Origin of the sequence: Halorhodospira neutriphila (genome assembly GCF_016584055.1) — a bacterium.
Taxonomy (GTDB): domain Bacteria; phylum Pseudomonadota; class Gammaproteobacteria; order Nitrococcales; family Halorhodospiraceae; genus Halorhodospira; species Halorhodospira neutriphila.
Genome location: NZ_NRSH01000031.1, coordinates 1 through 20,069, shown reverse-complemented (window position 1 = coordinate 20,069; position 20,069 = coordinate 1). Strand labels below are relative to the sequence as shown.

Genomic DNA, 20,069 nt, shown 5'->3' with positions numbered 1-20,069 from the left:
CGGTCCGGTACTGGAGGCCGAGCCGGAAGCCGAGCTGCCGGGCCGAGATGCCCTGGGATGAGCACGCCATCAGGAACATCGCGGTCAGCCAGGTCCGGACCGGCAGATGAGAGGCCGCCATCGGCGTCCCGGCGCGCGCCGAGGTGGCCCGGCCGCAGTCGCGGCAGTGGAACAGCATCTTGCGCCCCGGCAGCCGGCGTGCGTTGCCGACGGAGCCGCACCAGCGGCAGACCGGGCCGTCCGGCCAGCGCGCCGACAGGAACAGCGCCTCGGCGTGCTCCTCATCCGGCACCAGCTCCAGGAGGCTTTGCAGGGTCAGATGGTCATGCGCCATATGCGCAAGATATAGGGTGCGATAATCAGAAAGCAATAGGCCCGGAGGGAAATATGGCGTAAGGGGGAGAGTATTTGTAAAGTAGCTGCCAAAGGGAGGCACTTCCAGGGGGGGCGGCGGCCTTGGGCCGGGAGGTCGTGACTTAAGTCCGGTGTGGGCGATTAGCCCGCTCGCCCTACACGCCTGTCGGGACGTTGACAAAGGACTGCTACGAGAGATTGCGCCTTGCCCCAGCGAGCCGACGGCTTTTCTTACCATCGATAATAAAGCGCTTTTCCCGGCTTGAGAGCCGGATTCTTCGGCGCAGGGAGGTTTTGATGAATCGGCGCGATCTTTTGCGGGTGGGGCTCCTCGCTCCGGTGGCAGCTCACGCGGAGAGTTTTGAGGCTTATAAGGAGTCCCAGCAGCAAGCTTTCCAGGCGTACAAGGCGCGCATGCGGGAGGCCTTCGCCGCCTATAAGCGTGCGCACGAGGCCGCCTTCGAGACCTTTCGGGAAGAGCTCCAGACGACCTGGAAGCGCCCGGAGTTCACGGATCGGCGCAAGTGGGTGGAGTACAGTGCGGATCGGCGCACCCAGCGCATCGTGGACTTCGAGGCCGAAGAGATCCGGCTCAAGATGGTCGATCTTGAGGATGCTCCTGAGTCTGGCGCGGGAGGATCCCACTCCGAGCCGGCAAAGGGGCCGGGTTGCCAAACTGAGGAGGGGACCCCCTCCGGGCAGGGTACATCGGAGCCTGCCGGCTCGCAGGAGCACCCGTCCGCTTCAGTGGCAACGGCGGAGGGATGGAGCCGGGAGCGTCTGCGCCGTGAGCTCGCCGGGCTCCTGCGCGAGGACTTCGCCACCGCCTTCGAGCGCGATCCCGTCGCGCAGCAAGTGGAGCGCTCCCTGGAGAAAGCCCCCGTCGAGGTTGAGCGCGGCGAGCTTAGCCGCCGCCCGGTCCTCGGCGCCTTCCTCGGCGGCGAGGAGCCGCCAGGGCCGGAGGAAGCTAATAGGAAAGCCGAGGAGCTCATGGCCAGTGCAAAGGAGACCGGGCGCGAGCGCGTCGAGGCCGGCAGCGGCTGGGCGCGGGTCATCTCCGTGCCCCTCCCCGAGGCGAGCGCCTCGGAGAAGGCGAGCGAGTACCTGGCGCCGGCGCGCCGCTACGCCCAGGAGCAGGAGGTGTCCGAGTCGCTGGTGCTCGCGGTCATGCACACCGAGAGCTCTTTCAATCCTATGGCGCGCTCCCACATTCCTGCCTACGGGCTGATGCAGATCGTCCCCGAGTCCGCTGGCCGTGACGCCACCCGGCTGCTCACGGGCCGCTCACGGGTACTAGCGCCGTCGTACCTCTACAACCCCGAGAACAACATCCGCATCGGCGCTGCCTACCTCCACTTGCTCTACTACCGCTATATGGCCAAGGTGCGCGAGCGCGAGAGCCGTCTCTATTGCACTATCGCCGGCTACAATACGGGGGCTGGCAATGTGGCCCGCACCTTCACCGGTGACACGAACATGGCGGCGGCCGCCGAGCGCATCAATGGCCGCTCGGGCGGCGAGGTCTACCGCACGCTGGTGCGCGAGCTACCCTACGAGGAGACAAAGCACTACCTGGAGCGGGTGGCCCGGCGCATCCAGGCCTACCGTGACCTCTGATTGAGGCGGGAGCAGGTCTGGGAGGGAGAGTAACCCTCGGTCCTCGACATGTACCCCCCTTCGCTCAAGGCGTACGGGGCCGCCGCCGGCCGATGGCTACAGCGTCGCAGGGCGCTGGTATCGGCGGCGGGCCTGCTGCGCCACCTCCTCGGGCGGATCCGCAGCGATGACTGCGCCCGCTCGGCGGCCATGCTGGCCTACGTCACCCTGCTGGCCATCGTGCCGCTGCTGACCATCGGCTTCTCGGTCTTCGCCGCCTTCCCGGTCTTCGAGGGGGTGACCGACCGGCTGCGCGGGCTGCTCGTCGAGAACCTCGTCCCCGCGGCCAGCGAGGTGGTCGACGACTACCTCGAGGCCTTTATCGGCCGGGCGGCCGAGCTGACGGCGGTCGGCGTCGTCGGGCTGGCGGTCTCGGCGCTGCTGCTGCTCAACACCATCGAGCGGGTGCTCAACGGCATCTGGGCGGTGGCGCGGCCGCGACCGCCCCTGCAGCGGCTCATGGTCTACTGGACGGTGCTGACCATCGGCCCGCTGCTGCTCGGGGTGAGCCTGGTGGCGAGCTCCTACATGGGCACGGTCAGCCTCGGCCCGCTGGAGCCGCCGTCGGCGGTGGTGGCGGGCGTGCTCGGCCTGGCGCCCTTCGTCGTCCAGGCCGTGGTCTTTACGCTCGTCTATAGCCTGGTCCCCCACCGCAGCGTGCCGGCCCACCACGCCGCCGTCGGCGGCGTGGTGGCCTCGCTGCTCTTCGAGCTGGCCAAGGCCGGATTCGCGCAGTTCATCGCCCGGGCGCCGACCTACGAGGCCGTCTACGGCGCCCTGGCGGCGCTGCCGATCTTCCTGGTCTGGCTCTACATCTCCTGGTGGGTGGTCCTGCTCGGCGCCGAGCTGACCCGCTCGCTGGAGGGCTACCGGCGCGGTGACGAGCCGGTGCAGCGCTGGGCGCTGCTGCGGGCGGTCCGCCTCCTCGGCCGCCTCTACGAGGCCCAGCGCCGGGGCGAGGCGCCCTCGACCGAGGCGCTCCGGCGGCGCGAGCCCCGGATCGGGGAGGCCCAGATGAGGGCGGCGCTGGAGCAGCTCCAGGGCGCCCGCATCGTGGACCGGACAGCCGAGGGAGGGTGGATTCTGCGCCGCGACGCCTCCACGTTCACCCTCGCGGAGCTCCAGCAGATACTGGCCTACCCCCTGCCGCCGCTCGCGGAGCTCGGCGCGCCGCAGGACGCCTGGGAGCAGCGCCTGGCCGACTGCCTGCGCCCGGTGGAGGAGCGCTGGCGGAGCAGCCTCGACCGCCCCCTGAGCGAGCTCCTCGGGCCGGCGGCGGGGGAGGGAACCTGACACCAAGTCTTGACAATCTCCGTTGGCGCCTGCAAATTCCCATAAAATTTGGCCGTGTTACAAGATTGCTATGGAAAGGCGTAGTATTTTTTTCAGTTTAGCGATTGCTGTCTGTACCTTGCCGTCCCTGCCGAGTACGGCCCAAGGCGCTGAGGGATTTCAAGAGTACCGTGAGCAGCACAAGCAAGAGTTCGAAAACTACCGGGAAGAGGTGCGGAAGTCCTTCCAAGCATATCAAGAGGCCTTTCAGGAAGAGTTTCAAGCCTATAAGGACGAGCTAAGCGCGAGCTGGGAAGATCCTCAGCTCAGCAACCAAAAGCAGTGGGTCCGCTATAGCGAGGACCAGAAGTCGCGCACGATCGTCGACTACGAAGAGAATAATATTAAAATCGATGTCCCCGAGGAAGAAGGTGTCGAGGGGGCTTTAGAGAAGCTCGACAAGCTTCTCGAGATCACTGTCGACGAAGCCTACGAGGATGATGAGGTTACCCAGCGGGCCCAGGAGCGTACCGATCTTGGCGCTAGCGGGATTGATGCCGGTGACCAGCGTGTCCTCAGCGAGCTCTCCCGAGAGGAAGTCCAGAAGATGGTCGAGAGGGCCACTGCTGAAAAGCGCAGTGAGCCTGCTGGCGGCTCTAGAGAGCCAACCTCTGACGATTCAGGGCATAACGGTGGGGGTGGGAAGCCCCAGGTTGCTAATGGCTCAGACGGCGAGTCTTCTAGCAAGGCAGAGAGAGATGCTGCGGAGCAGGCGGAGGGCAAAGGGGAACGAAAGGTGATCTCCGTATCGATCCCCATGCCGGATGAGCAGCCTGCTAAGAAGGCTGAGGAATATCGTGACGAAGTCACCAAGATCGCCAAAAAGTACAACGTTGAGCCAGCGCTAATATTGGCCATTATCCATAGCGAGAGCAGCTTTAATCCGATGGCGCGTTCGCCCATACCCGCCTACGGATTGATGCAGATTGTCCCCGAGACGGCGGGACTCGATGTAGCCCAGTATCTTCACGGAGAAGCGCGTAAATTCTCTCCGCAATATCTGTATAATGTACAGAATAATATCCAGGCGGGGGCTGTCTACCTCAACATACTCGAGACTCGTTATGTTAGCGAGATCGAGAATCCAGAAAGCCGGCTCTACGCCAAGATTGCCGCTTATAATATTGGCTCCGGCTACGTAGCTTACCCCTTTACTGGTGAGAAAAGGCTCTCCGATAAAGCTGTTGAGATCATCAACAGCAAGGATCCCGAAGAGGTCTATGAGGCCTTGCACGAGGATCTGCCTGCGCAAGAGACGCGAGATTATTTATCTAAGGTTTCCCGACGGCTAAAAATTTATCGCGAATTTTTCTAGAAGCGGTTCTTGAGGGTTTGGGTCAGCATTTAAAGCGCTAAAAAGGCGCCAAGCTTAGCATAACTAAAACAAGGAGGGAGCATGTCTTCGCGACTTTTGAAATGGGGGGGAGTAGTTTCTGCGACGGTAAGTGTTGCGGGGTGCGCTACTTATGGAGAAGGCGTTAATGAGGCCTTGATAAATACTGAAAAAGAGCAGTACGAGCAAGCCGATAAAAAAGTAAAGAAAGCTCTGGAAGCGGAAGGTGATGATAGGCTCCTCTATCATCTCGAGAGAGGCACAATCCAGCACCTAGCCGGCAATTACAAGGCAAGTAACAAGGCCTTGGAAAAAGCGCATAAGCTTGCTGATAGTATGCGCTCGAAGAAGGTAGAAGATCGCCTTGCTGCAGCGATGGTAAATCCGCGGCAAGGGGAGTATATGGGGAATGATATTGAGCGAGTCTATATCAACTACTACAAGGCGCTTAACTTCCTCCTGTTAGCCCAAAAGGCGGAGAGTAAAGAGCAGCGTGCTTCCCACCTCGAGTCGGCTAGTGTCGAGATCCGGCGCCTTGATAATAAGCTCTCTTCCATCTCCTTTGAGGAAGGTACCTACGAGCAAAATGAAGAGTCAGATAAGAAGAAATTTAACCAGCTTCTCAAGATCTTCCAAAAGTTTCGCGGTAACTGGTTAGATAAAAAGGATCTGATCTTTCGGGAAGACGCTTATGTTCGCTATCTCGCTGGGCTCTTGTATGAGAAGAATGGTGCCTTGGACGATGCACGCATCTCGTACCGAGACGCCGCCGAACTCTACGAGGAAGGCTATAGCGAGCAGTACAACCTCGATAAGGACATGGCCCAACAAGCCTGGTTGGATACGGTTCGGGTCATGCAGAAGGCTGGTGGCTACGAGTCGGAGTGGCGGCGACTCGCTAAGCAGAAGTTGACGGAGCGTACGAGAGAGCGCGTCCAGTCGTTCGATCCAGACAAGGGGCAGATTGTCGTTATCCAGCACCTCGGGATGGTACCGCAACGTGACGAGCTGAATCTTCATCTTTCAGCGGTACCCAACCAAAAAGCATTTCGTCTAAAGCAGGTAGCAACTGGTGAGCCTCAGCATAAAAAAGATCAGTTGAGATGGTTCTACCTCCTCTACGCGGACAAGGGAATCGATAAGCTCAAGAGTAATATGCTTATCGGATATTCTGCCCAGGGAGATCTTCCCGGGGGGGATTACAGAGTTAATGATAAGACGGTACCTGTCGGCCCTCTATGGGATATAGCATCAGAGCTTAATATCCCGCAAAATATCGGCAGGAGCGGAATTCGCGTTACTGTGCCTTATTATTCGCCGTTGCGGACCAACGCGGGAAGAACTCAGCTGAGTATCGACGGCCAAGAGGTCGGCTATCTGGATCAGGCGGAGTCAGTTTCTCAGCTCTTCATACAGAATGAGCTTGTGAAAGCTGGCCAAGAGTTGCGCGAATCGATGGCTCGTGCTACGTTCAAGAACGTCTTCGCGGCTGAAGCCGGTAAGCAGGCAGGCGGATTTCTCGGCAGTCTTTTGGCCAAGGTAGCTACTTCGGCGACCAGTGCAGCGGAAACTCGGAATTGGCTAACTTTGCCCTACGACATTCGTTTGGCGCGTTACTCTGTGGAGCCTGGCGAACATGAGCTGACCATCGAGACGCAAGGGACAGGCATGGCGGGAAGCGCAGAGGAAACGATCTCGGTAAAGGCCGGTGAGATCAAGGTTTGGGTCCAGCGGACTTTCGATCCTAGCCAAGAGAGATCTTACGAGAGGAAATTAGCTAGCGAGTAAGTGTCAGCAGGTACGGGTTCATCAAGTCGGAGAGAGTGAGCCATGGCATCGGCCGGCTGGGCCAGAGCTTGGTGGTCTTTCGCAGCGGCTACTACGACTGGCATCGGCGAAAGGCCGTCGGTCTGGAGCGGAGCATGCTAATCCCACGGGTTGAGCAAGTGTATGAGCAAAAGCGGGGGAGCCCCGGAAGCTGCCGTATGGCTGCACAGTTGCACCGTGAGGGCTATCCGGTAGATTGCCCACGAGGCCTGCTACTTGATGCGCGAGGCGGACATTGAGTGCCGTCAGTGCCGGCGTTTTCGGGCCACTATGCTCAGCGATCACCGGCGCTTAGTAGCCCCCAATTTGCTAGAGCGAGACTTCAATACCGCGCAGCCCAATCAGGTCTGGATCGCTGACATCTTAGCAGTCTCGATGCTGAAAGGCTGACTCTACAAAAAGATATCGCTTCATAGGAAAAAGAGCATGTTTAAAAGGCGAGGGCCACGTTCCACTGTGGTGATTGCAATGGCTGCTCTCATGGCCGTGAGCTTGCTGGCTGCATGCAGCACGAAGGTGTCCCGTGTTGGGGCCGAAGAGCAGATCGATGTGACCGATTCGTGGAATGCTACCGACTCGAAGCTTGTAGCGGACAAGATGATCGAGGACATGGTTACCTTCCCTTGGCTTAAGGAGTGGGAGGAAAAACATGATCGTAAGCCTCGAGTCATTATCCAGTCCGTCCGAAATAAGTCACACGAACATATTCCGGTAGGGACGTTCATCAACGATCTGAAACGGGCCATGCTCAAGTCAGGTAAGATGCAGTTCGTATCCGGGGGCGCTGAGCGTGAGGCGGTCCGCGAAGAGCGGGAACAGCAGGACGTGTACGCTACCGAGAAGACTCGGGCGGAGATGGGTGCTGAGACTGGCGCTGACTTCGCCCTTGCTGGGAGTATCAACTCGACCGTTCAACAGGCTAGTGGTAAACGAGTCACCTTTTATCAGGTGGACCTTGAGCTCATCAACCTCACGACGACGGAAGAGGCTTGGTATGGACAGAAGAAGATCAAGAAAGTGGCGGATAAAGGCGGACTTTTTTAGCTTGATAGGGTGTGGGTCATGATTTGCGTACGCCTTCTGATGGCCCTGCTGGCCCTTGCTGTCTTGATTTTGAGCGGCTGTGCCGTTAATGGCATTTCCGAGCCTTCTTCCGCCAATGAGGCCTCTTCCAGTAGCGGCTCAGGAGACGGGCCGCCGCCCTGGGTAACTTCCCCTCCGAAGAAGAAGGGGGTTGTCTATGGCGTGGGATCAGCGGAGATCCACGTTGATGCTGCATCGGCTATAAACCGGGCTCAAGACCGGGCTCGGACCGAGCTCGTTAAACGCCTCGAGGTCACCATCTCAGGTGAAACGACGGCAACACGTAGCCGAGAGGTCGAAGATGGCCAGAGCCGCGTAACTCGGTCGGTCATGGAAAGCGTGAAGAGCCAAGTTTCTGAGACCGAGCTGGCCAATATTGAAATCGTAAAGACCTACGCAGCCGAAGGCGGGGGAGTTGCCTATGCATTGGCACGGCTCAATCGTGATCAGGCGGAGAGCGACCTGATTGCCAAGATTGAGGATCTTGACGCCCGTATCCGAGAAATTTTGGAACAAGACCCGGGGGAAAGCGCTAATCGGCTTGCACGGTTAGAAGTGTTAATGCCGGCTTTGCCGCTTCTGGCGCAGCGCAAGCAATCCGTGGAGAAGCTGCAGTTAGTCGCCGAGCGCGATCCCGGTTATCGGCGCCCGAGTGAGTTCCGCGACTTGGCAGATCGTATAGCCAGTATCCTCGACTCTTTGACCGTCGTGCTGAGGTCGAAAGAGAGCGGCTTTGACCGGCAGATGGCCTCTATGCTGCGTCAAACACTTGTTAAGCAAGGAGTCAAGGTTCGTGAAGGCGGCAGTGGTGATCTGACATTGCGCTATGAGGCGAGCTTGCGCGCCGTTGAGCGCGACGATCGCAGCTTCGTCTTTGCTGATGGGAACGTAACAGTTCTAGATGGGGTCGGTAACGCTATTGATGAGTTTCAGGAGCGCGTTAAGGCCGGCTCCGTAGATCCGGATTTGGCTCGAGATCGAGCGGTGGGCCGTTTGGCAGAGGGGCTCGGCAGCAAGCTAGGCGAAAGCCTCTTGGATAGTTTCCAGCGGGCTGGGGTCCGCTAACTGTAATGGGTTGAAGTAAGTCCCCCCTGATAGGGGGCTAGGAGCATCGGGATTCGATGCTATTTTAGCAGAGACGCCGATAGCCTTTAGACGGTAAAGGGGAAAAGCAATGAAGAAGCAACTTTTGATAAGCCTGGGTGCTGTCCTACTCGTGGTCGGATGCTCCACCACGGAAGAAAAAAAGCAGGGAGGGCCCAGTGGCGTGCCCGAGTGGGTTTCCAATCCTACCTACAAGGACGGGATCGCTGCCACCGAGTGCGTGCCGCAGTCTAACAACTTCTCCTTGGACCGCAAGGAAGCTGTAGCCAACGCGCGTCAAGCCTTGGCTCAACAGATTGATCTGAAAGTCCAAAGTATGGAAGAGACCTATCAGCGCCGCACTCGGGGTGATGAAAAAGAGAGTTCCGGCACCACCTTCGAGAGCGTTTCCCGCCAGGTGACCGAGAGTAAGCTCAACGGCTCGAGGGCCGTGAAGACCGATTATGTCAACATGGGAGGGACTCAGAGCCTGTGTGCCAAGGTGGCCTTCGGAGACTCCGAGATGGAGGAGATCTTCAACGGTATTGTCGAGGCCAGTGACCGCGATCTGGATGCCCAGAGTGAGGATGTTCTCTATCAAGAGTTCAAGGAGAAACAGGCTCGTGAGCGGTTGGATGAGCAGCTCAAGGAGTAATGCGCCGTAATACGCGAATAACTAGTAAGTAGCTTATGCGTTGTCCCATAGATAAAGGCTATAAGTTCCAAAATGAGTTCTTTGTGGGAGACGCTAGCAAAAGTTTCGCCACTATCCCTGGGAATGGGGGGGTGTGGCGGGGCTAGGTGTAAATAATTGGGTGATCGTTAACCGATCTATGAAAGGTATCAGGGCGCTCTTCCTGCCAAGCCTTGAAGAACCGAACGGAGTTCGATTACCTATAATTTACTGAGGGATTTTGCGTATTATAGAGTGATTTTAACTAGGCCATCACACACTCTGTGTCACGCTGATGTCACAGAGTGTGTGATGGCCCATATAACTCCGTAGCGATTATATAATCACGCAGATCATAGCAGCTACCACTGGATCAACCGCCGAGTCGTCTAATATCGTGGATCTCTCACGAGAGTCCATGGGTGGTGCTACACGGGGGGTAGTGGACACATACCGATGGAGCAGATTCCCCGCGATGGCTGAATCCTGTGTCAGCTGCGCAAGCAGCCGGGGCTCACAGTAGCTGGCCAGGTGCTGCGCTACACCCGGCAGCTGCAGCTCATTCTAGAGCGGTGGGGAGCATCTCACTGGCGAGCCTTGCCCCGGTTTCTGCCCCGGGCCTATTTTTTTCGTGCCCGGATAGGGCATTGGCTCGGCGTTGCCAATGGGGAAGTCTGATCGCTGGACGGTCTCCGGCGATGGACTCTTACGGTCCTGTCGCTGTTTGGGGTTTCCACGATAGGGTGTTGATGCCACCAGCGCCCATTGAGGGCATTTCTACAGCTGCGATCTCAGTTGGTTCGCATCTGTTCAGCCGGCAGCATCAGCCACCCTTGTGAAGATCATCATGACCGCGTCGTGAATACGCTGGGAGGAAATGCCCATGGTCCAGGAGAAGCAGCGCTGCTATATCAGCGGCCGCGTCCAGGGGGTCTGCTTCCGGGCGGCGACCCAGGAGCAGGCGGAGCGCCTGGGCGTGACCGGCTACGCCCGCAACCTGGCCGACGGCCGGGTCGAGGTCCTCGCCTGCGGGCCGCCGGCGGCCGTGGCGCAGCTGCGCGAGTGGCTCCACGAGGGGCCGCCGGCGGCGCAGGTGGAGGCCGTGGCCTGCGAGCCGGCGGACGACCCGGCGCCCCCGAGTTCCACAGCTGAACCCCGGCACACCCCTGGATTTGTGAAGGTAACGCCCTGATTGGCCGGTCCTGCCGAGCGTCTTGCCCGAGACCCTTTGTTGTGACACGTCTATAAGGCTTTGGCCTTTTTCTGTGGTAATTGGTTTTGATAGAGTCGTGTCATGTATGTACGAGTCGTTCGGTCCGGTCCGCGGCGCTACGTGCGCCTCGTCGAGGGCTACCGCGATGCGAGTGGCCGCGTGAAACAGCGCACCGTCGCGAACCTCGGGCGTGCCGATCAGCTCAGCGATGCGGAGGTCGATGGCATCATCGACGGGCTCCAGCGGGCCGTGGGCCGGTCAGGCGCTGATGATGCGCCTGAGTTCCAGCGCGCCCGCGCCTTCGGCGATCTTTGGGCGCTGCATCAGCTCTGGCAGGAGCTCGGCCTGGATGAGGCCCTGCGCCGGGCGCTTCGCTCGTCCAAGCGCGGGTTCGACGCCGAGGCGCTGGTCCGCGCCATGGTCTTCAACCGCCTTGCTTCGCCTCGAAGCAAGCGCGGCGTCCTTGACTGGCTCCAGGAGGACGTGAGCGTGCCCGGGGTGGACGCCGATCAGCTGCACCATGAGCAGCTGCTACGCGCCATGGATGCGCTGATGAGCCACGCTGGACGGGTTGAGGAGGCCATCGCAGCACAGCTCAAGCCGCTCCTGGACCAGGAGCTCAGCGTGGTCTTCTGGGATTTGACGACCATTCGGGTCCATGGTGAGCGTGAGGTCGCCGATGATCTGCGTCGGTACGGGCACAGCAAGGACGTAGACGGCGTGGACCGTCAATTCGCCCTCGGGGTGGTGCAGACGGCCGAAGGGCTGCCGATTGCCCACGAGGTCTTCGAGGGTAACGTCGCCGAGACGCGCACCCTGGCTCCCATGCTTCGGCGCCTGCTCAGCCGCTTCCCGCTCAAGCGCGTCGTCGTGGTCGCCGATCGTGGGCTGCTCAGCCTCGATAACGTGGATACCCTCGAGACGCTGGCCGAGCAGGAAGGACTGGCGGTCGACTATATCCTCGCGGTGCCTGCTCGCCGTTATGCCGAGTTTACGGATCTGATGGCCGAGCTCCATCCGCAGCTCGAGGAACAGGCTTCGGCCAGCGGCGAGGAATCCGTGACGGAGGCGACCTGGCAAGGCCGTCGACTCGTCGTCGCCCACAATCCGGAGCGAGCTGCCGAGCAGAGCGCGGTGCGCCGACACAAGGTACACCGACTCGATCAGCTCGGGGAGGTGCTCGCCCGGCGGCTCGATAGCCAGGATGCCGGTCGGCCTGGCCGCGGTCGGCGTTCCACCGACCGCAGCGCGCATCGGCGCTTCCACCAGCAGGTGGTGCGGAACAGGCTCTCGAGTATCGTGAAGGCCGATCTCGGCGCTGAGAACTTCCGCTACGACATCGACGACGAGGCCTGGGCCGCCGCCGAGCGCCTCGATGGCAAGCTCCTGCTCGTCACGAGTCTTCAGGCCTACGAGGCGAGCGAGATCGTGGATCGCTACCGGGCCCTGGCGGACATTGAGCGCGGCTTCCGCGTGCTCAAGAGCGATATCCAGATCGCGCCCGTCTATCACCGCCTGCCCGACCGCATACGCGCCCACGCGCTGATCTGCTTCCTGGCCCTCGTCCTGCACCGAGTCCTGCGTCATCGCCTCAAGGCGGCCGGCAGCAGCTACTCGCCGGAGCGGGCCTTGCGGACATTGCGCCGGATCCAGCGCCACAAGGTGCGCCTCGCTGGCCAGGATTACGAGGGCTTCACCAAGCCCTCGCAGGAGCAGCTGGAACTCTTCGGCGAGCTGGGCGTGGAGGCGCCTCAGCGCCCGGCCTGAGGGTCTGTTGTGACATTTTCGGGGTCCGCGCTATCCGCGCATCAATAAGTTAGGCGCACAGCTGTGGAACCCGGGGGCGCAGGTGGAGGCCGTGGCCTGCGAGCCGGCGGACGACCCGGCGCCGCCCGGCTTCTCGGCCCGGTGAGCGGCCCGTGCCGCCTAGGCCGCGGCGCGGCCTAGGCGCCGGGGCCGCCGAGCAGCGCGGCGTACCCCTCGCGGAAGGTCGGGTAGCGGAAGGTGTAGCCGCTCTCGCGCAGCTTGCGGTTGGAGCCGCGCTTGCTGCCGACGCCGCGCCCGCCGGCGCCGCCGGCCTCGGCGCGCGGCGGCTGCGGTAGGCCGAGGCGCTCGGCGATGAAGTCGAGGACCTCGCACTGGGTCGCCGGGGCGCTGTCCACGCCGAGGTAGACCCCCGGCGCCACCGCGGGCCGACCGAGGTGGGCGAGGCTGGCGACCACGTCCTCGGCGTGGATGCGGTTGGTGTACTGGTCCGCCTGGCACGGCTCCCCGGCCTGGGCCTTGCGGATCAGGGCGTCGCGCCCCGGCCCGTAGATCCCCCCGTAGCGGACGGCGACGCCCGCCCACGGTCCGCCCAGCGCGATGGCCTCGGCCTCGAGCAGCCGCTGCCCGGAGAAGCGCCCGGGCTCGGTAGGGCTCGCCTCATCGATCCACTCGCCGGCGCTCTGGCCGTAGACCGCCGTGCTGGAGACGAAGACCAGCCGCCGCGGCGGCCGGGGCTGCCCGCGCAGCGCCGCGGCCAGGTTGCCCAGGCCGTCCACGAAGGCGCGGCGGTAGCCCTCGTCGTCGAATGTGGCGGGGGTGACGATGTAGTAGACCGTGTCCAGCGGCGCGGGCAGCGCCGCGGCGAGGGCCGCCGGCTCCGCGAGGTCGGCGGCGATGGGGGTGATGGCCGCCGGCAGCCCCTCGGGGCGGCGGCGCAGGCCGAAGACCTCGGCGCCGGCGGCGGCGAGCCGCTCGCCGAGGGCCTGGCCGATGCGCCCGCAGCCGGCGATGAGGGCGCGCTCGCCGGGGCCTACCGGGTGGTGCGGTTCTTCAGCCACGTCACGATCTCCGAGCGGTCGACGGCGGTCGCCTCCGCGTCCTCGCGGCGCTTGTACTCGACGGTGTCCTGCTGCAGGGCGCGGGGGCTGATCACGATGCGGTGGGGGATGCCGATGAGGTCCATGTCGGCGAACTTCACCCCCGGGCGCGCCTCGCGGTCGTCGTAGAGGACGTCGAGGCCGCTGGCCATGAGCTCGGCGTAGAGGGCCTCGGCGGCCTCGGCGACGTCGGGCTGCTCGGGCTTGATGGCCACCAGCGCCACCTGGAAGGGGGCGATGGGCTCCGGCCAGCGGATGCCGCGCTCGTCGTGGTTCTGCTCGATGGCCGCCGCCACCACGCGGGAGACGCCGATGCCGTAGCAGCCCATGGTGACGGTGCGCTCCTGGCCCGCCTCGTCGAGGACCGTGGCGCCCATGGCCTCGCTGTAGGTCTTGCCGAGCTGGAAGACGTGCCCGACCTCGATGCCGCGGCGGATGGCCAGGGGGCCGCCGCCGTCGGGGCTGGGGTCGCCGGCCTCGACGGTGCGCAGGTCGGCGGTCTCCGGCTCGGGCAGGTCGCGACCCCAGTTGACGCCGATGAGGTGGTAGCCCTCGCGGTTGGCGCCGCAGACGAAGTCCGCCGCCTGGGCCGCGGCGTGGTCGGCGATCAGCGCCACGCCCTGCAGGCCCACGGGGCCGAGGGAGCCGAGGGGGCAGCCGAGCTCCGCCTCGACGCGCTCGGCGCCGGCGAGGGTCAGCGGCGCCGCCACCGCCGGGTGCTTCTCGGCCTTGAGCTCGTTGAGCTCGTGGTCGCCGCGCAGCAGCAGCGCCACCAGCCCGCCCTCGGCGCCCTCGACGAGGAGGGTCTTGACGTGGCGCGAGGCGGGGATGCCGAGGTGGTCGGCCACCTCGGCGATGGTCCGCTGCCCCGGCGTGGCGACCTCCTGGAGCGCCTCGCCCGGCGCCGGGCGCGGCTGCTCGGGGGGCGGGGCCGGGGCGAGCTCGACGTTGGCGGCGTAGCCGCTCGCCTCGCAGGCGGCGATGGCGTCCTCGCCGGAGTCGGCGAGGACCATGAACTCGTGGGAGACGCTGCCGCCGATGGCGCCGGTATCGGCCTCCACGGCGCTGAAGGCCAGGCCCGTGCGCTCGAAGATCCGGGTGTAGGTCTCGCGCATGGCCTGGTACTCGGCCTCCAGGCCGGCGTCGTCGAGGTGGAAGGAGTAGGCGTCCTTCATCAGGAACTCCCGGGCGCGCATGACCCCGAAGCGCGGCCGGGTCTCGTCGCGGAACTTGGTCTGGATCTGGTAGTAGTTGACCGGCAGCTGGCGGTAGCTGCGGATCTCCCGGCGGAAGAGGTCGGTGATGACCTCCTCGTGGGTGGGGCCGAAGCAGAAGTCGCGCTCGTGGCGGTCCTGGATGCGCAGCAGCTCGGGCCCGTACTTCTCCCAGCGCCCCGACTCCTGCCAGAGCTCCGCCGGCTGCACCGCCGGCATGAGCACCTCCAGCGCGCCCGCCCGGTCCATCTCCTCGCGGACGATGCGCTCGACGCGCTGGAGCACGCGCAGCCCGAGGGGCAGCCAGGTGTAGAGCCCGGCGGAGAGCCGGCGGATCATGCCGGCGCGCAGCATCAGCTGGTGGCTGACGATCTCGGCGTCGGCCGGCGTCTCGCGGGTGGTGGAGAGGGGGAAGCGGGTGACGCGCATCGCCTGAGGTCCTTCTGTCTGCTCTGGGTCTCGGGCCGGCTCGGGCTTCGGACGGGGTCGAGTGGGCCTAGGGTAGCGCAGCCGGGGAGGCGTGGCGAAGGGGCGGGAGCGCGCAGCGGGCGCGCCGGCCTGCCCTTGACCCGTCGGGGATGGGCCAGTAGCTTTCTATGGTTATCTCGCTTCGGGTCGGCAGCTGAGGGAGGCCATGCGTCATATCATCTCGATGCTCGTGGAGAACGAGTCCGGCGCCTTGTCGCGGATCGCCGGCATGTTCACGGCGCGCGGCTACAACATCGAGTGCCTGACGGTGGCGCCGACCGACGACGCGACCATCTCGCGGATGACCCTGGTGACCATCGGCGACGACCAGATCATCGAGCAGATCATCAAGCAGCTCAACAAGCTGCTCGATGTCGTCAAGGTCGTCGACATGACCGACGGGCAGCACATCGAGCGCGAGATGATGCTCATCAAGGTGACGGCCGGGGCGGCCGAGCAGCGCGAGGAGTTCAAGCGCCTGACCGATATCTTCCGCGGCCGCGTGCTCGACGTCACCGACAAGGTCTACACCATCGAGATGACCGGCACGAGCGACAAGCTCGACGCCTTCGTCGACGTCATCGGCTCGAGCAACATCCTCGAGGTCGTCCGCTCCGGGGTGATCGGCATCAGCCGCGGCGAGCGCCACCTGCGCGTGTGACCGCCGGCCCCGCCGACTGCTAGCCTGCGGCGAGCCGCCGCCGCTTCGCGAATCCGTACCAGGGGGAAAATCATGAAGGTCTACTACGATCAGGACGCCGATCTTTCGCTGATCACCGGGCGCCGGGTCGCCGTCATCGGCTACGGCTCCCAGGGCCACGCCCACGCCAACAACCTCAAGGAGTCCGGCGTCGAGGTCGTCGTGGGGCTGCGGCCCGGCTCCGCCTCGGCGGCCAAGGCCGAGGCCGCCGGCCTCGAGGTCGCCTCCATCGAGGAGGCGGCGGGCAGCGCCGATCTCGTCATGATCCTCGCCCCCGACGAGTACCAGCCGCAGATCTACAGCGAGCAGATCGCCCCGAACCTCAAGCCGGGCGCGGCCGTGGCCTTCGCCCACGGCTTCAATATCCACTACGGCCAGATCCGGCCGGCCGCGGGGCTCGACGTGGTCATGATCGCCCCCAAGGGCCCGGGCCACACGGTGCGCTCGACCTACGTCGCCGGCGCTGGCGTCCCGTCGCTGATCGCCGTCGAGCAGGACGCCAGCGGCCGGGCCAAGGACATCGCCCTGGCCTACGCCGTGGCCAACGGCGCCGGGCGCTCGGGGATCATCGAGACGAGCTTCCGCGAGGAGACCGAGACCGACCTCTTCGGCGAGCAGACGGTGCTCTGCGGCGGCATCTCGGCGCTCATCGAGGCCGGCTTCGAGACCCTCGTGGAGGCCGGCTACTCGCCGGAGATGGCCTACTTCGAGTGCCTGCACGAGACCAAGCTCATCGTCGACCTGCTCTACGAGGGCGGCCTGGCGAACATGCGCTACTCCGTCTCCAACACCGCCGAGTACGGCGACTTCACCCGCGGCCGGCGCGTGGTCAACGAGCAGTCCCGGGCGGCGATGAAGGAGATCCTGCGCGAGATCCAGGACGGCTCCTTCGCCAAGGAGTTCGTCCTCGAGAACCAGGCCGGGGCGCCCACGCTCCACGCCCGGCGCCGGCTCTCCGCCGAGCACCCCATCGAGGAGGTCGGCGAGCGGCTGCGCGGGATGATGCCGTGGATCGCCGCCAACAAGATCGTCGACCGCGACTAGCGGCCGGGCGGCCTGCCGCGCTGCCCGGCGGGGCTGCGCGGCAGGGGCCTGATGCGCCATGTCTGAGCTCCTGAGCTGGCTCCAGCAGAATCCGGGCAGCGCCGCCCTCTGGGCGGCGCTCGCCGCCCTCGGCGCCTGGCTGCTCTGGCGCCGCCTCACGCGGCGCTACCAGCCCCTGTCGCCGGCCCTGGCGGCCCGCCGGGTCAACGACGGCGAGACCCTCTTCCTCGACGTGCGCACCCCCGGCGAGGTCCGCGGCGGGACGATCCCCGGGGCGGTGCACATCCCGACGCCGCAGATCCGCCAGCGCTGGCGGGAGATCGCCGACGCCACCGACCGGCCGGTGGTGGTCTACTGCCACAGCGGCCTTCGCGGCGCCTTCGTCGCGCACACGCTCACCCGGCACGGCTTCCGGCAGGTCTACAACCTGCAGGGGGGGATCATGGCGTGGCGCGCCCGCGATCTGCCCGTTGCCGGTGGCCATGACTAAGCCGCGGCGCCGGGGTATCTACCTCCTCCCCAACCTGCTCACGACGGGCTGCCTGTTCTTCGGGTTCCTCGGGATCGTCGCGGCGATGCGCGGCGACTTCGGCCAGGCCACGCTGGCCGTGGTCGTGGCCATGGTCTTCGACGGCCTCGACGGCCGCGTCGCGCGGCTGACCCAGAGCCAGAGCGACTTCGGCGTCCAGTACGACTCGCTCGCCGACCTGGTCAGCTTCGGCCTGGCCCCGGCGCTGGTCGTCTTCCTCTGGGCGCTGGGGGATATCGGCGCCGGGCTGCCCTGGGACAACGGCGGCTGGCTGGTCTCCTTCCTCTACGTCGCCTGCGCGGCGCTGCGCCTGGCGCGGTTCAACACCCAGAGCGGCGTCGGCGACAAGCGCTACTTCCAGGGGCTGCCGAGCCCGGCGGCCGCCGGGGTCGTGGTCAGCCTGGTCTGGTTCGGCGAGCGCCTCGGGATCGCCGGCCAGGTGGGGGTCGTCCCGGCGGTGGTGATCACCGTCGCCGCGGCGGTGCTGATGGTCAGCAACATCCGCTACGTGAGCTTCAAGGAGGTCGACCTCGGCTACCGGGTGCGCTTCCCCGCCGTCGTCGGCCTGGTGCTCGGCGTCGTCCTCGTCGGCGTCCACCCGCCGACGGCGCTGTTCCTCGGCTTCCTCGCCTACCTCGTCTCGGGACCGACCCTGACCGTGCTGCGCCTGCGCCGGCGCCGGCTGCGCCGCCGGCGCGCCTAGTCCGACGGTTGCCGCAGGCGCCCTGCGGCGATATATTCAAAGGGACCATGGAAACGCACACCGCCCTCCCTGCAACGCCCGCCTCCGGCCGCTGGCTCCGCTGCAGCGGCGCCGGCGGTGTACGGCTCCTTACCACCCGTCCCGCCGCGGAGGGGTGGCTGCGGCAGCGCTAGGCCCCAGGCCGACCGCGCCGCGCTCCCCCCGGCCGGGACAGCCGTCCGGCGCCTAGAGCGCACCCTTCGAGCGAATCGCGAGACGGCGGCGCAAGGACCGCCCTAAGGAGCCCCTATCATGGCCGAGCAGCACCTGAAGATCTTCGACACCACCCTGCGCGACGGCGAGCAGAGCCCCGGCGCCTCCATGACCCGCGAGGAGAAGGTCCGTATCGCCAAGGGCCTGGAGCGCATGCGCGTCGACGTCCTCGAGGCCGGCTTCCCGGCGGCGAGCCGGGGCGATTTCGACAGCGTCCGGGCCGTCGCCGAGGCGGTCCGCGAGAGCCGCGTCTGCGCCCTGGCGCGCACCCGCGAGGCGGATATCCACGCCGCCGGCGAGGCGCTGGCCGAGGCCGAGGCCGGGCGCATCCACACCTTCATCGCCACCTCGCCGATCCACATGCAGAACAAGCTGCAGATGAGCCCGGAGGAGGTGGTGGACGCCGCGGTGCGCGCCGTGGGCCTGGCCCGGCAGCTGTGCGACGACGTCGAGTTCTCGGCGGAGGACGCCGGGCGCTCGGACGGCGAGTTCCTCTGCCGGATCATCGAGGCGGCCATCGACGCCGGCGCCACGACCATCAATATCCCGGATACCGTCGGCTACAATGTCCCCGAGCAGTTCGGCGGGCTCATCCGCAGCCTGCGCGAGCGCATCCCCAACGCCGATAAGGCCGTCTTCTCCGTGCACTGCCACAACGACCTCGGCCTGGCGGTGGCCAACTCCCTGGCGGCGGTCCACGCCGGCGCCCGGCAGGTGGAGTGCACCGTCAACGGCCTCGGCGAGCGCGCCGGCAACGCGGCGCTGGAGGAGGTGGTCATGGCGGTGCGCACCCGCCAGGACGTCTTCGACTGCCAGACCCGGGTCAACACCCGCGAGATCGTGCCCACCTCCAAGCTGGTGGCGAACATCACCGGCTTCCACGTCCAGCCCAACAAGGCCATCGTCGGCGTCAACGCCTTCGCCCACGAGTCGGGCATCCACCAGGACGGGGTGCTCAAGCACCGCGAGACCTACGAGATCATGCGCGCCGAGGACGTCGGCTGGCACACCAACCGCATGGTCCTGGGCAAGCACTCCGGGCGCAACGCCTTCCGCTCCCGGCTCGAGGAGCTGGACATCCACATCGACTCCGAGGAGCAGCTCAACGAGGCCTTCGCCCGCTTCAAGACCCTGGCCGACAAGAAGCACGAGATCTTCGACGAGGACCTGCAGGCCCTGGTCACCGAGGCCGGCGCCGCGCTGGAGAACGAGCGCATCCGGCTGCTGTCGCTCCACGTCTGCTCCGAGACCGGCGAGCAGCCCGAGGCCACCGTCTCGCTGCTCATCGACGGCGAGGAGCGCCGGGCGGTGGCGCCCGGCAGCGGCTCGGTGGACGCCGCCTTCATGGCCGTCGACTCGCTGGTCCAGTCGGGCACCGAGCTGCTGCTCTACTCGGTGAACAACATCACCAGCGGCACCGACTCCCAGGGCGAGGTCACCGTGCGGCTCGAGCGCGGCGGGCGCGTGGCCAACGGCCAGGGCGCGGACGTGGATATCGTCATCGCCTCGGCCAAGGCGTACATCAACGCCCTGAACAAGATCCTCGCCGGCAGCGAGCGCCGCCACCCCCAGGCCGGCGACGTCTAGGGCCCGCGGGATGGATCGCCGACAGCTCACCTACCTGCGCCGGATGGGGGTCGACGTCTACGTCCCCCGGGGCGCGACGATCGCCGAGCCGCCGGCCCCCGCCGGGCCTGCCGCCGCCTCCGCGGGCCCGTCCGGCCCCGCGGAGGCGGCGGGC

General features: G+C 65.0%; 18 protein-coding genes. 14 read left to right on the top strand and 4 right to left on the bottom strand.

Annotation, left to right across the window (positions count from 1 at the left end):
- The coding region (locus tag CKO13_RS04375; RefSeq protein ID WP_200257199.1) for a transposase at positions 1–334 on the bottom strand (334 nt) is incomplete at its 3' end.
- A 251-nt stretch (positions 335–585) separates the two neighbouring features.
- Positions 586–999, bottom strand: coding sequence for a hypothetical protein (locus tag CKO13_RS04370; RefSeq protein WP_200257198.1), 414 nt, complete (start codon positions 997–999; stop codon positions 586–588).
- A gap of 102 nt (positions 1,000–1,101) precedes the next feature.
- Between CKO13_RS04370 and CKO13_RS04365 the strand changes: the two genes are divergently transcribed.
- The 9 genes from CKO13_RS04365 to CKO13_RS04325 all read left to right on the top strand — a co-directional run bounded on the left by CKO13_RS04365 (position 1,102) and on the right by CKO13_RS04325 (position 12,321).
- Positions 1,102–1,971, top strand: a complete 870-nt coding sequence (locus tag CKO13_RS04365) for a transglycosylase SLT domain-containing protein (protein WP_200257197.1) — start codon at positions 1,102–1,104, stop codon at positions 1,969–1,971.
- A 48-nt stretch (positions 1,972–2,019) separates the two neighbouring features.
- Positions 2,020–3,303: a YihY family inner membrane protein gene (locus CKO13_RS04360; protein ID WP_200257189.1), complete on the top strand. Its 1,284-nt coding sequence runs from the start codon at positions 2,020–2,022 to the stop codon at positions 3,301–3,303.
- Between the two features lie 70 nt (positions 3,304–3,373).
- Positions 3,374–4,657: a transglycosylase SLT domain-containing protein gene (locus CKO13_RS04355; protein WP_200257179.1), complete on the top strand. Its 1,284-nt coding sequence runs from the start codon at positions 3,374–3,376 to the stop codon at positions 4,655–4,657.
- An 81-nt stretch (positions 4,658–4,738) separates the two neighbouring features.
- Positions 4,739–6,463: a COG3014 family protein gene (locus CKO13_RS04350; RefSeq protein ID WP_200257172.1), complete on the top strand. Its 1,725-nt coding sequence runs from the start codon at positions 4,739–4,741 to the stop codon at positions 6,461–6,463.
- A 495-nt stretch (positions 6,464–6,958) separates the two neighbouring features.
- Entirely contained in the window at positions 6,959–7,546 is a 588-nt protein-coding gene (locus tag CKO13_RS04345; protein ID WP_207132085.1) for a penicillin-binding protein activator LpoB, read from the top strand.
- A gap of 18 nt (positions 7,547–7,564) precedes the next feature.
- Positions 7,565–8,650 (top strand): LPP20 family lipoprotein, encoded by a 1,086-nt coding sequence (locus CKO13_RS04340; protein ID WP_200257168.1) that lies wholly within the window; start codon positions 7,565–7,567, stop codon positions 8,648–8,650.
- A gap of 109 nt (positions 8,651–8,759) precedes the next feature.
- Positions 8,760–9,323, top strand: a complete 564-nt coding sequence (locus CKO13_RS04335) for an LPP20 family lipoprotein (RefSeq protein ID WP_200257165.1) — start codon at positions 8,760–8,762, stop codon at positions 9,321–9,323.
- Between the two features lie 895 nt (positions 9,324–10,218).
- On the top strand, positions 10,219–10,533 hold the full coding sequence (locus CKO13_RS04330; RefSeq protein ID WP_200257163.1) for an acylphosphatase: 315 nt from the start codon (positions 10,219–10,221) through the stop codon (positions 10,531–10,533).
- 102 nt (positions 10,534–10,635) lie between these two features.
- The gene (locus tag CKO13_RS04325; RefSeq protein ID WP_200257161.1) at positions 10,636–12,321 is read left to right on the top strand and encodes an IS1634 family transposase; all 1,686 of its coding nucleotides are present in this window, start codon (positions 10,636–10,638) and stop codon (positions 12,319–12,321) included.
- Between the two features lie 176 nt (positions 12,322–12,497).
- Here CKO13_RS04325 and CKO13_RS04320 read toward each other — a convergent pair whose 3' ends face one another.
- Positions 12,498–13,379, bottom strand: coding sequence for an NAD-dependent epimerase/dehydratase family protein (locus CKO13_RS04320; protein ID WP_200257159.1), 882 nt, complete (start codon positions 13,377–13,379; stop codon positions 12,498–12,500).
- Positions 13,352–15,061 carry a proline--tRNA ligase gene (locus CKO13_RS04315; RefSeq protein WP_200257157.1) on the bottom strand — a complete coding sequence of 570 codons (1,710 nt, stop codon included), beginning with the start codon at positions 15,059–15,061 and terminating at the stop codon, positions 13,352–13,354. The genes CKO13_RS04320 and CKO13_RS04315 overlap by 28 nt, the downstream gene beginning before the upstream one ends.
- Before the next feature lie 205 nt (positions 15,062–15,266).
- Between CKO13_RS04315 and ilvN the strand changes: the two genes are divergently transcribed.
- The 5 genes from ilvN to CKO13_RS04290 all read left to right on the top strand — a co-directional run bounded on the left by ilvN (position 15,267) and on the right by CKO13_RS04290 (position 19,915).
- Positions 15,267–15,761: an acetolactate synthase small subunit gene (ilvN, locus tag CKO13_RS04310; protein WP_200257155.1), complete on the top strand. Its 495-nt coding sequence runs from the start codon at positions 15,267–15,269 to the stop codon at positions 15,759–15,761.
- A 24-nt stretch (positions 15,762–15,785) separates the two neighbouring features.
- On the top strand, positions 15,786–16,844 hold the full coding sequence (gene ilvC / locus CKO13_RS04305) for a ketol-acid reductoisomerase (protein WP_338034579.1): 1,059 nt from the start codon (positions 15,786–15,788) through the stop codon (positions 16,842–16,844).
- 58 nt (positions 16,845–16,902) lie between these two features.
- The gene (locus CKO13_RS04300) at positions 16,903–17,334 is read left to right on the top strand and encodes a rhodanese-like domain-containing protein (RefSeq protein WP_200257151.1); all 432 of its coding nucleotides are present in this window, start codon (positions 16,903–16,905) and stop codon (positions 17,332–17,334) included.
- The gene (gene pssA, locus CKO13_RS04295; protein ID WP_200257149.1) at positions 17,327–18,076 is read left to right on the top strand and encodes a CDP-diacylglycerol--serine O-phosphatidyltransferase; all 750 of its coding nucleotides are present in this window, start codon (positions 17,327–17,329) and stop codon (positions 18,074–18,076) included. The genes CKO13_RS04300 and pssA overlap by 8 nt, the downstream gene beginning before the upstream one ends.
- A 291-nt stretch (positions 18,077–18,367) precedes the next feature.
- Positions 18,368–19,915: a 2-isopropylmalate synthase gene (locus CKO13_RS04290; protein ID WP_200257148.1), complete on the top strand. Its 1,548-nt coding sequence runs from the start codon at positions 18,368–18,370 to the stop codon at positions 19,913–19,915.
- Positions 19,916–20,069 lie beyond the last annotated feature (154 nt).

Bases quoted from the DNA above. Each gene is read 5' to 3' on its own strand.
- CKO13_RS04360 (WP_200257189.1), top strand. From the start codon at position 2,020: ATGTACCCCCCTTCGCTCAAGGCGTACGGGGCCGCCGCCGGCCGATGG.
- CKO13_RS04355 (WP_200257179.1), top strand. From the start codon at position 3,374: ATGGAAAGGCGTAGTATTTTTTTCAGTTTAGCGATTGCTGTCTGTACC.
- ilvN (WP_200257155.1), top strand. From the start codon at position 15,267: ATGCGTCATATCATCTCGATGCTCGTGGAGAACGAGTCCGGCGCCTTG.
- pssA (WP_200257149.1), top strand. From the start codon at position 17,327: ATGACTAAGCCGCGGCGCCGGGGTATCTACCTCCTCCCCAACCTGCTC.
- CKO13_RS04330 (WP_200257163.1), top strand. From the start codon at position 10,219: ATGCCCATGGTCCAGGAGAAGCAGCGCTGCTATATCAGCGGCCGCGTC.
- CKO13_RS04315 (WP_200257157.1), bottom strand. From the start codon at position 15,061: ATGCGCGTCACCCGCTTCCCCCTCTCCACCACCCGCGAGACGCCGGCC.
- CKO13_RS04325 (WP_200257161.1), top strand. From the start codon at position 10,636: ATGTATGTACGAGTCGTTCGGTCCGGTCCGCGGCGCTACGTGCGCCTC.
- CKO13_RS04340 (WP_200257168.1), top strand. From the start codon at position 7,565: ATGATTTGCGTACGCCTTCTGATGGCCCTGCTGGCCCTTGCTGTCTTG.
- CKO13_RS04290 (WP_200257148.1), top strand. From the start codon at position 18,368: ATGGCCGAGCAGCACCTGAAGATCTTCGACACCACCCTGCGCGACGGC.
- CKO13_RS04335 (WP_200257165.1), top strand. From the start codon at position 8,760: ATGAAGAAGCAACTTTTGATAAGCCTGGGTGCTGTCCTACTCGTGGTC.
- CKO13_RS04350 (WP_200257172.1), top strand. From the start codon at position 4,739: ATGTCTTCGCGACTTTTGAAATGGGGGGGAGTAGTTTCTGCGACGGTA.
- CKO13_RS04300 (WP_200257151.1), top strand. From the start codon at position 16,903: ATGTCTGAGCTCCTGAGCTGGCTCCAGCAGAATCCGGGCAGCGCCGCC.